Annotated in this window: 13 protein-coding genes; 4 read left to right on the top strand and 9 right to left on the bottom strand. The window is 54.5% G+C overall.

The genetic code is table 11. The features are described from left to right. Window positions 1–86 precede the first annotated feature (86 nt). Window positions 87–947, top strand: coding sequence for an acyl-CoA thioesterase II (gene tesB, locus RIN69_RS05700; RefSeq protein WP_313856151.1), 861 nt, complete (start codon window positions 87–89; stop codon window positions 945–947). Window positions 948–1,046: 99 nt separating this feature from the next. Here tesB and amtB read toward each other — a convergent pair whose 3' ends face one another. The 5 genes from amtB to RIN69_RS05675 form a co-directional block, all read right to left on the bottom strand. Continuing rightward, window positions 1,047–2,333 carry an ammonium transporter AmtB gene (gene amtB / locus RIN69_RS05695; RefSeq protein ID WP_313856149.1) on the bottom strand — a complete coding sequence of 429 codons (1,287 nt, stop codon included), beginning with the start codon at window positions 2,331–2,333 and terminating at the stop codon, window positions 1,047–1,049. Between the two features lie 34 nt (window positions 2,334–2,367). Then, complete coding sequence (gene glnK, locus RIN69_RS05690) at window positions 2,368–2,706, bottom strand: P-II family nitrogen regulator (protein WP_313856146.1); 339 nt, start codon at window positions 2,704–2,706, stop codon at window positions 2,368–2,370. Window positions 2,707–2,973: 267 nt separating this feature from the next. Further along, window positions 2,974–4,743 (bottom strand): SmdB family multidrug efflux ABC transporter permease/ATP-binding protein, encoded by a 1,770-nt coding sequence (locus tag RIN69_RS05685; RefSeq protein ID WP_313856144.1) that lies wholly within the window; start codon window positions 4,741–4,743, stop codon window positions 2,974–2,976. Then, window positions 4,736–6,505 carry a SmdA family multidrug ABC transporter permease/ATP-binding protein gene (locus RIN69_RS05680; RefSeq protein WP_313856143.1) on the bottom strand — a complete coding sequence of 590 codons (1,770 nt, stop codon included), beginning with the start codon at window positions 6,503–6,505 and terminating at the stop codon, window positions 4,736–4,738. Before RIN69_RS05680 ends, RIN69_RS05685 begins: the two co-directional genes overlap by 8 nt. A 44-nt stretch (window positions 6,506–6,549) precedes the next feature. After that, a complete protein-coding gene (locus tag RIN69_RS05675; protein ID WP_313856141.1) occupies window positions 6,550–7,011 on the bottom strand; it encodes an Lrp/AsnC family transcriptional regulator in 462 nt (153 codons plus the stop codon). Between the two features lie 113 nt (window positions 7,012–7,124). On the opposite strand from RIN69_RS05675, the gene RIN69_RS05670 reads away from it, so the two are divergent. After that, on the top strand, window positions 7,125–8,171 hold the full coding sequence (locus tag RIN69_RS05670) for a PLP-dependent cysteine synthase family protein (RefSeq protein WP_313856139.1): 1,047 nt from the start codon (window positions 7,125–7,127) through the stop codon (window positions 8,169–8,171). A 3-nt stretch (window positions 8,172–8,174) separates the two neighbouring features. Here RIN69_RS05670 and RIN69_RS05665 read toward each other — a convergent pair whose 3' ends face one another. Together RIN69_RS05665 and cof are read right to left on the bottom strand one after the other, a co-directional pair. Continuing rightward, the gene (locus RIN69_RS05665) at window positions 8,175–9,326 is read right to left on the bottom strand and encodes an RHS repeat-associated core domain-containing protein (protein ID WP_313856136.1); all 1,152 of its coding nucleotides are present in this window, start codon (window positions 9,324–9,326) and stop codon (window positions 8,175–8,177) included. A 180-nt stretch (window positions 9,327–9,506) separates the two neighbouring features. Next, window positions 9,507–10,328: an HMP-PP phosphatase gene (gene cof, locus RIN69_RS05660; protein WP_313856134.1), complete on the bottom strand. Its 822-nt coding sequence runs from the start codon at window positions 10,326–10,328 to the stop codon at window positions 9,507–9,509. 99 nt (window positions 10,329–10,427) lie between these two features. On the opposite strand from cof, the gene RIN69_RS05655 reads away from it, so the two are divergent. Next, window positions 10,428–12,128 (top strand): SgrR family transcriptional regulator, encoded by a 1,701-nt coding sequence (locus tag RIN69_RS05655; RefSeq protein ID WP_313856132.1) that lies wholly within the window; start codon window positions 10,428–10,430, stop codon window positions 12,126–12,128. 50 nt (window positions 12,129–12,178) lie between these two features. Further along, the gene (gene queC, locus RIN69_RS05650) at window positions 12,179–12,874 is read left to right on the top strand and encodes a 7-cyano-7-deazaguanine synthase QueC (protein WP_313856131.1); all 696 of its coding nucleotides are present in this window, start codon (window positions 12,179–12,181) and stop codon (window positions 12,872–12,874) included. A 68-nt stretch (window positions 12,875–12,942) separates the two neighbouring features. Here the strand turns inward: queC and RIN69_RS05645 are convergent, their stop codons facing one another. Both RIN69_RS05645 and RIN69_RS05640 read right to left on the bottom strand, forming a co-directional pair. Then, a complete protein-coding gene (locus RIN69_RS05645) occupies window positions 12,943–13,344 on the bottom strand; it encodes a YbgC/FadM family acyl-CoA thioesterase (RefSeq protein ID WP_313856129.1) in 402 nt (133 codons plus the stop codon). A gap of 110 nt (window positions 13,345–13,454) precedes the next feature. After that, window positions 13,455–13,796 (bottom strand): helix-hairpin-helix domain-containing protein, encoded by a 342-nt coding sequence (locus RIN69_RS05640; protein ID WP_313856127.1) that lies wholly within the window; start codon window positions 13,794–13,796, stop codon window positions 13,455–13,457. Window positions 13,797–13,895: the final 99 nt, after the last annotated feature.

Genomic DNA, 13,895 nt, shown 5'->3' with positions numbered 1-13,895 from the left:
AAACAGCGCATTAGCTTTGAACGCAGTTGACGGTAACTGGTCGGATCTCGCAAACTAACTGCTGAACCATTTTCGAGGATGTTGCTATGAGCCAGGCACTGCAAAACCTGTTAGATCTGCTCAAATTAGAAAAATTAGAAGAAGGCCTGTTTCGTGGTCAGAGCGAGGACTTAGGCCTGCGCCAGGTCTTTGGAGGCCAGGTTGTCGGCCAGGCGCTGTACGCGGCTAAACAGATGGTGCCTGCCGACCGGATGATCCACTCTTTTCACAGCTATTTCTTACGCCCCGGCGACAGCCAGAAGCCGATAATCTACGATGTCGAAACCCTGCGTGACGGCAATAGCTTCAGCGCGCGCCGCGTCAGCGCGATTCAGAATGGCCAGCCGATTTTCTATATGACCGCTTCATTCCAGTCGCCGGAAAGCGGTTACGAACATCAAAACAGCATGCCGCAGGTTCCGGGGCCGGAAAATCTGCCCTCAGAGACCGATATCGCCATACAGCTGGCGGAATTTATTCCGGAAAAGGCGCGCGAAAAATTTCTTGCTGAAAAACCACTGGAAATTCGCCCGGTGAAGTTTCACAACCCGCTGCAAGGGCATGTGGATCTGCCTGAACGTCAGGTGTGGTTTCGCGCAAATGGTCAGATGCCCGAGGATATCCGTATTCATCAGTATCTGCTGGGTTATGCTTCGGATTTCAACTTTTTGCCGGTGGCATTACAGCCACATGGTAAGGGGTTCCTTGAGTCGGGAATGCAGGTGGCAACCATCGACCACTCGATGTGGTTCCACCGCCCTTTCGATCTGAATCAGTGGCTGCTGTATAACGTAGTCAGCACCTCAGCTTCAGGCGCTCGCGGCTTTGTACGCGGTGAATTCTATACTCAGGATGGCACGCTGGTGGCATCGACGGTGCAGGAAGGGGTTATGCGTCATCGCAGTTAAGCTGGCCGGAGGCAAATAGTAAGGGGCGATGTCAGTGACATCGCCCCTTTTTTTTCTTCTGTTTTTTATTGCACTGCTTTTCTTAGTCAGCCATTACGCTTAGTGGTTGTAAGCATTCTCGCCGTGGCTGTTAACGTCCAGACCTTCACGCTCCTGCTCTTCCGGTACACGCAGGCCAACAATCATGTCGGCAATTTTGAAGCCGATAAAGGCAACCACTGCGGTCCAGACAATCGTCACTACCACACTCAGCAACTGAATCAGCACCTGGTGGCCCATGGTCACGCCCTCTGCGTAGCCAACGCCGCCCAGTGAGGTAGAGGCGAACACACCGGTCAGGATGCAGCCGACAATACCACAAACGCCGTGCACACCGAACACATCGCAGGGATCGTCAACGCGCAGCCATTTCTTCAGGATGGTGACACCCCACAGGCCAGCGATACCACCGGCGATACCAATAATCAGAGCACCCCCGACGCCGACATAACCGCAGGCTGGCGTTATTGCGACCAGACCGGCAATGACGCCTGAACAAGCACCCAGCAGTGAAGGCTTACCGCGGAACATCCACTCGCCAAAGGTCCACGCCAGTACCGCGCCCGCTGTTGCCATTACGGTATTGAGGAACGCCAGCGCGGCGATTTCGTTGGCAGAGCTTGCCGAACCGGCGTTGAAACCAAACCAGCCAACATACAGAATCGCCGTACCGATAAATACCATCGGCAGGTTGTGTGGTTTGAAAGCTTCTTTACCGAAGCCAGCACGTTTGCCCAGCAGGTAAGCGCCAACCAGACCGGCAACCGCGGCATTGATGTGCACCACTGTCCCACCGGCGAAGTCCAGCGCGCCATCCTGTGCCAGGAAACCACCGCCCCACACCATATGCGCCACCGGCAAATAAGCCAGCGTCAGCCAAATCACCACAAAGATCAGTACCGCCGAGAAGCGAATACGCTCGGCGATGGCACCAACAATCAGCCCCACGGTAATACAAGCGAATGAACACTGAAACGCCACGTGAATATACTGATAGAAGGAACCCGACAAGGCCGTCAGTTCGATATTTTTCAGCATTGCCATGCTGAAACCACCGAAGAAAGCATTACCTTCGCTGAACGCCAGCGAGTAGCCATACAGCATCCACAGCACGCAAACCAGCGAAAAAGTAACCGCCACCTGCGTCAACATCGACAGCACGTTTTTACCGCGAATCAGACCGCCGTAAAACAATGCAATACCTGGTATAGACATAAACAGCACCAGCGCGGTGCAAATCATCATAAAGGCGTTATCAGCTTTATCTGCAACGGCAGGTGCAGCCATCGCGAGCGATGGTAACAGTGCCAGGCTTGCCAAACCCAACGTCGTCAGTACTTTTTTCATTTTATTCCATCCCATCACAGTTCAGACCCCGAAATTACAGCGCGGCTTCGTCAGTTTCACCGGTACGAATACGGATGACACGCTGCAGTTCTGCAACGAAGATCTTACCGTCGCCAATTTTGCCGGTGTAAGCGGCTTTGCTAATCACGTCGATCACTTCATCGATCTGATCGTCGGCGATAGCCACATCAATTTTTACTTTTGGCAGGAAGTTCACGCTGTACTCAGCACCGCGATAGAGTTCTGCATGACCTTTCTGGCGACCAAAACCTTTCACCTCGGTGACGGTCAGGCCCTGAATGCCGATAGAGGACAGTGCTTCACGCACGTCTTCCAGTTTGAACGGTTTGATTACCACGGTAACCAGCTTCATACGATCCCCTCCAGCTATTGGAAAATGTCAGTTACACCCAACCCGGGATGTATAAAGCAAAGGCTGTGCCATAAATTAAAAACCGGGAAATTTCAGCGAATAAGACGGTCTGCAACCGGGTAATACCGGGCATCAGGATGGGAAGCGCCGCAGCGTACTGGCGGGCAATAAGGACAAAACGCACCATTTCGGTGCGTCAGCTGTTCAGGAAAGTGCATCAAGGTGAAACATGCCGAAAAAATTGCGCAAAAAAGGTGCAATCAGTCCTCAGGCTTCGGCCGTGATGCCCGAGTTAAGTTCATCGCCGGCCAGCTGCAACTGATACATTTGCCAGTAACGCCCCTGCTGCGCCAGTAATTCGCGGTGATTACCCTGCTCGACTGCCTGGCCGCGATGCAGCACCAGAATGGTATCGGCTTCGATAATGGTGGACAGGCGATGGGCAATCACCACCAGCGTGGTGTGCTGACGAATCGCCCGCAGCGCGCGCTGAATCGCCTGCTCAGTACCCGAATCAATATTGGCAGTCGCTTCATCCAGAATCAGAATCTGCGGTGCCGCCACCAGCACACGCGCCATGGCCAGCAGCTGTTTCTGGCCGACTGACAAATTATTACCCTGCTCGCCCAGCCGGGTATGGATCCCCTCGGCCAGGCCGCGCGCCAGTTCGGCCAGCTGTACGGTCTCAAGTGCCTGCCACACCTGCTGCTCGCTGATATCGCGCCCCAGCGTGACATTGGCAAAAAAGGTATCCGCCAGCACCACCGGATCCTGCTGTACCATCGCCACGCCCTGACGTAGCGTCTGGTGGCTGAGGCTGCTCAACGGGCGGCCATCGAGGCGAATTTCGCCCTGCTTCAGCGGATAATAACCCATCAGTAAATTAGCCAGCGTGCTCTTGCCGCTGCCGGTATGCCCGACCAGCGCGACAAAATCGCGCGCAGGCACCTGCAAATTAATGTCACTGAGTACATTACGATCGTCGCGATAGGCAAAGCTGAGCTGGTCAACCTCAATGCGGCCGCTGGTCAGCGGCCGCCGGTCGTGACCGTATTGCTGGCGCGGCGCATCCATCAGTTCAAAAATACGCTCGCCGGCGACCACCGCTTGCTGCAACATTGATTGTTGCGTGGTCAGCTCAATCAGCGGCTCGTTGAGTCGTCCAAGGTAGTTAATAAAGGCATACAGCACGCCAACCTCAATACTGCCGACCGAAGAGAAGCCAAACAGCATCATCAGGCCGCACAGTATCAGAGCCGAGAACAGGCTGAGTAACGGACGCAGTAAAAAGCCATCAAGCCGCAGCGTTTGCATCCGCGCCAGATAGTGTGAACGGCTGGCTTCGCCCATGCGCTCGCCAAAGCGAGCCTGCTGGCGAAACTGCTGAATAACGCTCATACCGTTAATTACTTCATTAAAGCCGTTGTTAATATCCGCCAGATAGCTGCGTACCCGACGCACGATTGGCGTGCTGTAGCGCTGATAAATCAGCATTACGGTGATTACCGCCGGGAAAATCGTGATTGCCACCAGCGCCATGCGCCAGTCAAGGCTGAACATCGCCACCAGCATGGCACCAATCAGCGCCGCGGCACGCAGTACCGTCGCCACCACGGTGACATACAGATCGCGCACCACTTCGGTGTCATTGGTCACACGCGAAATAATTTGCCCAACCGGTTGAGTATCGAACGCGCTGAGTGGCTGACGCAGCGCCGCATCCATCACATCACTGCGCAGGCGTTGCACCACACCGACCGCCGCCTCACTGAACAGCAGTGACTGAGCGTAATGCAGTGAGGCCGCCAGCACCTGCAGCAAGATGTAACCGACCACCAGTCCGAGCGCGATCCCCAGCGGCATATGGTGTTTCGCCACCATATTATCGATAAAGTAGCTGATCAGGATCGGTCCCATCACTTCCGCCGCCGCCGCGATCCATAACAGCACTACCGCAATACCCAGCGATTTACGCCAGGGTTTACCGTAGGAGAGCAGGCGCTTTAAGGTAGGCCAAATCTGCGGCAAACTATTCATGTGGCACGCCCTTCTCATTCTCATCTTCATCAAGCGCCGCTTCCAGCTGCTGATAACGATACATATCGCTGTACCAGCCCGACTGTTCCGTTAACTGCTCATGGCTACCGCGCTGCGCCACCACGCCGTGCTGCATCACCAGAATTTCACTGGCCTCGGTCAGAGCTGACAGGCGATGGGCACTGATAATCACCGTGCGTCCTTCACCCCAGCTGCGCAGATTATGCAGAATCTGATGCTCAGTGCGACCATCCACCGCCGACAGTGCATCATCCAGCAGCAAGATTTCGGCGTTAAGCAGCAGCGCGCGCGCGATAGAAATACGCTGTTTTTGTCCGCCGGACAGCATCACACCGCGCTCGCCCACCTCAGTTTCATAACCCTGCGGCAGCCGCAAAATATCGTCATGCACGCTGGCGAGACGCGCCGCCTCTTCAATTTCGCTCTGCGTCGCCCCCGGACGACCCAGCGCAATATTATTGGCGACGCTATCAGAAAACAGGAACGGCGTCTGATTGACCACCGCCAGTCGCCCACGCCAGCTGTCAATGCGTAGCTGAGTCAGCGGAATACCGTGATAGCGAATATCGCCCTGCGCAATATCGAAATGGCGCTGAATCAGACTCAGCAAGGTGCTTTTACCGGAACCGGTCGGGCCGCACAGCCCTAACATCTGCCCCGGCTTCAGGTTGAAATTCACATTGCGTAACGCGGCCTGCTGACTGCCCGGCCAGCTAAATTCACGGATCGCCACCTGCAACATACCGCGCCCTTCCGGCAGCGTTTTATCGCCGTCGGCGACCGCTGGCGCTTCTGATAACAGCGCGCGAATGCGGCTCCACGCCGCGCTGCCGCGCTCGACAATATTAAACATCCACGCCAGCGCCAGCATTGGCCAGATCATCAGGCCGAGATACATCACAAAACTGGTCAACTGGCCCAGCGTCATGTCCCCATGCCATACCAGCCAGCTGCCGCCGCCAATCGCCAGCAGGTTAGACATGCCGATTGCGATATAAATAGTGGGATCAAAACGCGCATCCACGCGCGCGACGCGCATGTTTTTCTCGCCGGTATCACGGGCGATATCGGCAAACTGGGCAGACTGATGGTCTTCCAGACCAAAAGCTTTGATCATGCGGATACTGGTCAGGCTTTCCTGAGTCTGGTTATTCAATGAGGAGAACGCAGCCTGTGCCAGTTTGAAGCGGTTATGCAGCTGATCGCCGTAGCGTTTAATCACCAGCGCCATTACCGGCATTGGTAACAGCGCCAGCAGCGTCAGTTGCCAGCTGATTTGCGTGCTCATTACGATCAGCACCGCCAGCCCCATCACCAGAGAGTCCACCAGCGTCAGTACTCCTTCGCCGGCGGCAAATACCACCCGGTCGACGTCATTGGTGGCGCGGGCAATCAGATCACCGGTGCGGTGGCGCAGATAAAATTCAGGGTGCTGCCGGCTCAGCTGACGATAGAAATCTTCGCGCAGCTCCACCGCCAGTTGATAAGAGGCACCGAACAGCAGCACGCGCCAGACGTAACGCAGCAGATAGACCACCAGCGCGGTTACCAGCATCAAGCCGATCCACATCATAATTTGCCCGGCGCTCATCTGCTGTTGCGTCACGCCGTCGACAATCTCCCCCACCACTTTTGGTGGCAGCAGTTGCAAAATTGCTATCACAATCAGCAATGAAACCGCGCCGAGATAACGACGCCATTCCCGGGCAAAATACCAACTTAATTGGCTAAACAATCGCACGCAATAATTCCTGGGGTTGGAGAAAGCGGTGATACCGCATCAGATTATGGATTTACCGGCAATGCCGTAGTGTATTTTATCTCTTCCATGGCAAAACTCGAAGTGACATCGATTAAGCCTGGAATGCCGTTCACTAAACGTTTGTAAAACGCATCGTAGCGTTTCATGTCAGCCACCTGGATTCGCAGCAGATAATCATACTCACCGGCCATGCGATAAAACGCCATGACTTCTGGCATGCTCTGTACCACATCAACAAACTGCTGATACCACTCGCTGCTGTGCTGATGCGTTTTAATCAGCATAAACGCCGTCAGCGACAGCCCGAGTTTTTCACCGTCAAGCAGCGCTACCCGGCCACGGATAATGCCGTCATCTTCCAGCTTTTTCAGCCGTTTCCAGCACGGTGTGGTGGTGAGATTCACCGCGTCGGCCAGCGCCTGTAAGGACAACGTGCAGTCATTCTGCAATAACGCCAGCAGTTTACGGTCAGTTTTATCTAACATACGGCCATCCAGGAGAAAATATTTCTCTAATCTGGCGATTATACAGGAAAGAAGGCAAACCTTTTTTCCCGGAAATGCCTTACTCTCTGTTCATCATTTTCAGGAGCCAGCCCATGAACAGCCAGTGGACCAAACACGCCATCAAAGAAATCAACGCTGACTTTCAGCGATCTGCCGATACTCATCTGATCCGCCTGGCACTGGCTGATTATCCTGGCATCTGGCTGTATCTGAAAGATGAAAGCACCCATCCGACCGGCAGCCTGAAACATCGGCTGGCACGCTCCCTGTTTTTGTATGGCCTGAGTAATGGCTGGATAAAACAGGATCGTCCGATTATCGAGGCATCATCGGGCAGTACCGCCGTGTCGGAAGCTTATTTTGCCCGGCTGTTGGGGTTACCTTTTATTGCCGTGATGCCGGCCAGCACCGCCAGACGTAAAGTTGAGCAGATTGCCTTTTATGGCGGGCAGTGTCATTTCGTCAGCGATCCTTGTCAGCTGTATGCTGAATCAGAACGGCTGGCGCGCGATCTCGATGGTCACTTTATGGATCAGTTTACCTATGCCGAGCGTGCCACCGACTGGCGTGGCAATAACAATATCGCGGAAAGCATCTTCCGCCAGATGTCCAGCGAGCCTTTCCCGATTCCTGATACCATTGTAATGAGTGCCGGAACCGGCGGTACTTCAGCCACCATTGGCCGCTATTTACGTTACCAGGGTCATGATACCCAATTGATGGTGGTCGACCCTGAAAATTCAGTATTTTATGACTACTGGCGTCAGCGTGATGCTGCCCTGCGTAGCGCGGTGGGCAGCAAAATTGAAGGGATTGGCCGCCCACGCGTCGAGCCGTCGTTTATTCCCGACGTAATTGACAGCATGCTGAAGGTGCCGGATGGCGCCAGCATCGCAACCATGCTGTGGATGGAAAAACAGCTTGGCCGCAAAGTCGGCGCGTCCACCGGCACCAACGTTTGGGGTGCCTTGCAGGTCGCCCGACAGATGCGTGAGCAAGGGCGTCAGGGGGCGATTGTTACTCTGCTGTGTGACAGCGGTGAACGCTATCTCGACAGTTACTACAACGCCAAATGGGTGGCTGACAATATCGGTGATATCAGCAGTTGGCAGGCGGCGTTATCAAGCGGCAACGTCTGACCGTTAGCTTTTTGCCGGACGAGTGGTCAGCGGATTATACCCGCCGCTGATCCCCCGGTTCTCTTTGATGACACGGAATAAATTATCTCTCGATTCCAGCTCGACAAGCCCCTCATTTAAAGATTCTTCCGCTACCAGTAAATTACCGTTAAACATCTTTTCAAGGTGGGTGGGTGACGCATGCGCATTGACCATGGATTGCAATTCACCTTCTGTGGTTACCGGCCCGCTGAATGCTTTTACCGATAAACCCGACTGCCGGGCAAAGCTGGCGGCAAAGCTGTCAGCGCCATCCGCGGAATAGCAAACGATCTGTCTTACGCCGCCGTCAGCATAATCAGAGAAGTTGATGCCCATATCCGACAGATAAGCTGCAAAGCTTGCACCGGTATAGCGGGTGGATACCTGACTGAATCCAACGGTCGCGTAATTTAAACTTTGTTCAAACCGGCCATGCGCAACAATATTCAGACGTCGGGAGCCTTTTTTAACGTCATCAAAGCTGTAATAGATGTCTGTGATCCTCGAGGGGCGAGTTGAGCTTCCTACTCCCAGCATCTGAATATTTTCTATATCGTCGACATTTCCCCATGTGGATCTCGCTGAACTCAAGTTGCCCAGTTGTCTGACTGCTGAATTCACTCTTCGCCAGGCCATAGATGCCAGCCCCATCCCGAGGGAAAGCATTCCGGCTGCAAGAGAGATCCAGCTTAGCGCCGTTGACGCTCTGCGGTTGCTGTGTGCGGTGGCGGTGCTGGCGATGCCGCTGACATCTGCCACCAGCCCTGCAATTCCGCTGAGCAATGACAGCGGCGAGGCGCTGCCGATTGCCGCACTGAGACTTCCGGCTACGGCGATAGCGGCACCGCCGGTTAACAGCGCAGCGACAATGCCCAAAATTCCCAGTCCGATCCCCAGGCCAGCCAGCCAGCTTGCGTGCCCCGACGGGTCAACGCGATTCAGCGGATCGCCGTCACAGTAGAGATAAGGATTGATGCCGCCAGCGCCAAAGGGCGCCCAGCCATCCGGGCGATTAAATCGCATCAGCGAGGGATGATAAGCGCGATAACCGTTACCTAAATGGCTGGCTCCGCTGATTGGGTCCAGACGCTGGCCATTAAATCCCACCCGACAAGGGTTCATATTTCGCTCCATTGAAAATAGCCTGAGAAGATTGAGGTTATCTCAGCCACAGCAAAGCGAAGCCAGTAAAATTAAATTCAATTAATCATTATGTTACGTAATCATTAAGGTGATGCCGGGCGAAAAAAAGCCGAACAGTGCGAAGTGACCGGCTCGCGATAGTTAACACTGGCGGGATGGGTTGCTGTCGCGTCAGGAGCGCGGGGTATAACTGAGATCCGGAGTTGTCAGCCAGTGATTCAGATAATGTGATACCCCCTGCGTCGCACAATGCCCGATCACCGGTAAATGCGGCAGTTCGTTTTTCAGTTGATGCATTGCATTGCCCATAATAAATCCGCGCCCGACGCTCTCCAGCATTTCCCGATCGTTCATCGCATCACCAAAAGCCATGCAGTCGGCCATTGTCAGCCCCAAATGGTTGCTGAGAAAATTAAGCGCGGTGCCTTTATTACAGTTAAGCGGCAGCACTTCCAGACACTCCCAGGCCGAAAAACACAAATGCGCACGATCGCCCAGCGCTTCGCGCAGCTGGATCTCGAGGCGGCACAGCTCGTCATGCTCAGCGATAAAGCAGATTTTAGTTACTTTATCGGCCGGAATATTGCGTACATCACCCAGCTGATAACTGAAGCCACTCAGCAGATGCGCCTGTAATATTTCCGGCAGCTCCGCGCCGGTAAACCAGCCATCATCATTAAACAGATGCAGAGTGGCCGTGGTGTCCCACTGGGTGTGGGTCACCAGGTGCGCAATCTCCGCGGGCAAATCGCAGCCGAACAATTGCTCGCCCTGTAGTCCGTTGATACGTGTGCCATTGCCGGTGATAAGCCAGGCATCAAGAGCCAGATCGGCGGCCAGAATCTTCATTTCAAGCAGATGCCTGCCGGTAGCGAAAGCCAGCACCACCTTTTTCTGCTGCAGCGCACGCAGTGCCGCCAGCGTTTCTTCCCCTAACTGGTGGTTAGGCAATAATAAGGTGCCATCCATATCAAAAGCGGCTAAACGTGACATCTCATCTCCTGCTAACGATTAAATAATCATCGTAGAGTATCACCTGGTATTTACGGAACTAATAGTGAATACTTTGTGAAATCACTTCCGGGTTTCATTATGCGCCAGCTCAATCGTCTGAATCAGTTTACCAGACTGTGGCAACACAGTCGGGGCGCGGTACAGCAAACCAGCGTGGCCGAGATGGCTGAACGTTGCTTTTGCAGTGAGCGCCATGTTCGTACTCTGTTGCGCCAGTGGCAACAGAATGAATGGCTTGACTGGCAGGCACAATCCGGCCGCGGTAAACGCGGCACGCTGCGCTTTCTGCAAAATCCTGAGCAGTTACGCAGCGCGTTGCTACAGCAGCAACTGGATGGCGGTCAAACGCAGCATGCGCTGCAATTAGTGCAACTGGCACCAGAGCAGCTTGCTCATCTGTTGCAGCCGTTTATGGGCGGACAGTGGCAGAATGACGCACCGACGCTGCGTATCCCCTACTACCGCCCACTGGATGATATTCAGCCGCTAAGCCTTGACGGACGTGCCGAGCAGCATCTGGCGCGGCATATTTATGCCGGACTCACCCGCTTTGCCGACCACCAGCCGGTGGCCGATCTGGCACATCACTGGGTGTGCGGTGACAATCAGAAAGAGTGGTTTTTCTTTTTGCGCCCGCAGCTGCACTGGCACAGCGGCGAAGCGATCGATGCCGGTCAGTTACAGCAGCAACTGCAACGCATTCTGCAAAGTGAAACCGGCAGTAAACTGCTTGCCAGTGTCAAAAGCATCACGCTGGCGCATGCACTCTGCCTGCGCTTTGAACTGCACTGTCCTGACAACTGGCTGGCACACCGCCTGGCCAGTGTGAGCTGTCTGTTACCCCATCCACAGGATGAAAAGTTGGGGGCCGGGCCGTATCGTCTCAGCCATTTTTCGCCAACGCTGGTGCGGATCGAAAGCCACGGCTGGTATCACCTGCAACATCCGCTGATGCAGGCGATTGAGTACTGGATTACGCCACAGCTGTTCGACAGCCAGCTGGGCACCAGCTGTCGCCATCCGGTGCAGATTGCCATTGGCGCACAGCATGAGTTGTCGCGGCTACGCCCGGTCAGTAACAGCATCAGTCTCGGCTTCTGTTATCTGGCGATCAGGCAAAGCGATGCGTTGAGCCCTGCCCAGGCGGCAAAACTGATGCATTTGATCCAGCAGGCGGAGATGGTTGCCAGGCTGCCGCTGGAAGAGGGACTGATTACTCCGGGTCGCGAATTGCTGCCGGGCTGGCCACTACCATGCTGGCCGGAGAATCCGCATATTTCGCTACCGGCGATCCTGCAACTCCACTATCACCTGCCGGTGGAGCTGGATGCGATGGCGCATCAGTTACAGCAACTGTTGGCAATGCATGATTGTCAGCTGCAGCTGCATTTTCATCCGGGTAAAAGCTGGAAAAATTACAACGATCTGCCCAGCGCCGATCTGATCATGGGCGATCGCCTGATTGGCGACGCGCCGCAATTTACGCTGGAAAGCTGGTTACGCCTTGATTCACTCTGGCCCGCCATTCTGGACGCAGAACAGTATCGCAGGTTGATCGCCAGCCTCGATCAGATCCAGGCGCTGGCGCAGGAATCCGATCGCTTTGACGGCCTGCAACACACTTTTCAGCAGCTGATGAGCGATGCGGTTATCACGCCGCTGTTTAATTATCGCTATCAGGTCAGCGCACCGCCCGGCGTAGAAGGAATTTATCTTAACAGCTGGGGCTGGTTTGATTTTACCCGCGCCTGGATACCCCCACCGGTGATGATTGAGTGAGAGTGCCGCAGGCAGTACCATAGGCGCTTAACCCGATATTCAGGACAACTATGAAACGTGCAATAGTGGTTTTTAGCGGCGGTCAGGATTCAACAACCTGCCTGATTCAGGCCCTCAAACAATATGACGAAGTGCATTGCGTCACTTTTGATTATGGTCAGCGCCATCGCGAAGAGATCGAGGTTGCGCAGGCGCTCTCTCTGCAGCTGGGTGCGCGGGCGCATAAGGTGCTGGATGTCACCCTGCTGAATGAACTGGCGGTCAGTAGCCTGACGCGTGATAACATTCCGGTTCCCGCCTTCGATCCGGATGCCGGCGGTTTACCCAGCACCTTTGTACCGGGACGCAACATTCTGTTTCTGACGCTGGCATCAATTTATGCTTATCAGGTAGAAGCAGAAGCGGTGATCACCGGCGTCTGTGAAACCGACTTTTCGGGTTATCCCGACTGCCGAGATGAATTTGTTAAAGCGCTGAATCATGCCGTCGAACTGGGTATGGCTCGCAGCGTGCGTTTTGAAACGCCGCTGATGTGGCTGAATAAAGCCGAAACCTGGGCGCTGGCCGATTACTGGCAGCAGTTGCCGCTGGTGCGCCAGCAGACGCTGACCTGCTATAACGGCATTAAGGGTGATGGCTGTGGCGAATGTGCCGCCTGTCATTTGCGTGCCAATGGCCTGAAAGAGTATCAGGCTGACGCCGCCACAGTGATGGCCAGTATGCAGCAAAAAACCGGCCTGATTTAATTTTGCTTCCGGTATTATGGGGAGCCGTTTTCGGCTCCCTTGCTGATGGTCTGCCGAGTGGCGCGCCACTACACTTCTGTTAACATTGACTGCAGCCGCGCTTTCATGTCCTCTTCAAGCGGCAGCGCTTTTTGCGTGCGCAGATCAACACATACGAATGTCAGCGCAGCATCCGCTACCAGCGTCCCGTCGGCCAGCAATACTTTTTGGCTCATCACCCCGCTTTTGCCCTTCAGCTCCAGCAGCTGACTGTCGATAGTCAGTACGTCACCCAGTACCGCCGGACGACGATAATTAATATTGATATTGACCGCAATAAACGCCAGATGGTTGTCGCTGAGCCACTGAAAAGCCTGTTTGCGCTCCAGCCACTCCCAGCGCGCTTCTTCAAGAAACTCCAGGTAGCGCGCATTGTTGACATGCTGATAAACATCCAGATGATAACCGCGCACTTTAATTGTTGTCTGCATAACGTTGTCGCCCCGCCAGAAGAAAAGGCCATACCGACTGGTATGACCTCTTACAGGTTAGCAGCCTGGTTTCCCGCTTTCGACAGCAACATGCCTGGCTGAGAGCGCGATCACAATTTCAGCCGGGCCAGATTACGCTCTACCAGTGCATTACCGATACCCGGCACCTCTTTCAGCTGTTCTACTGCACTGAACGGGCCATATTTTTCGCGGTAGCTGACTATCGATTCTGCTTTCTTAATGCCCACACCATTCATTGCCGCAGCCAGCTGTTCTGCGCTGGCATTGTTGATACTGATGGCTTCCGCGGAACTGGCTGTAGCAGCCTCTGCTTCGGTCTGCGCTTGCGGCTCGCCCAGTGAACTGGCGTGCTGCGCGCTGGCCACCGCAACTCCACTACCGAACAGCAGCGCCAGCGAGAGACAGAGTGCATTAAGTGATTTGTTGTTCATGCTGTAATTCCTCCGTGTGTTTGACAGCACGGCTAACATACGTGGTTTACTTAGCAGGAAACAAACGGCAAAAAACCAAAATGGAAAAGGCCGCATAAG

The sequence above is a fragment of the Winslowiella toletana genome (assembly GCF_032164335.1).
Lineage (GTDB): Bacteria > Pseudomonadota > Gammaproteobacteria > Enterobacterales > Enterobacteriaceae > Erwinia > Erwinia toletana_A.
This window is presented reverse-complemented; position numbering and strand designations above follow the sequence as displayed.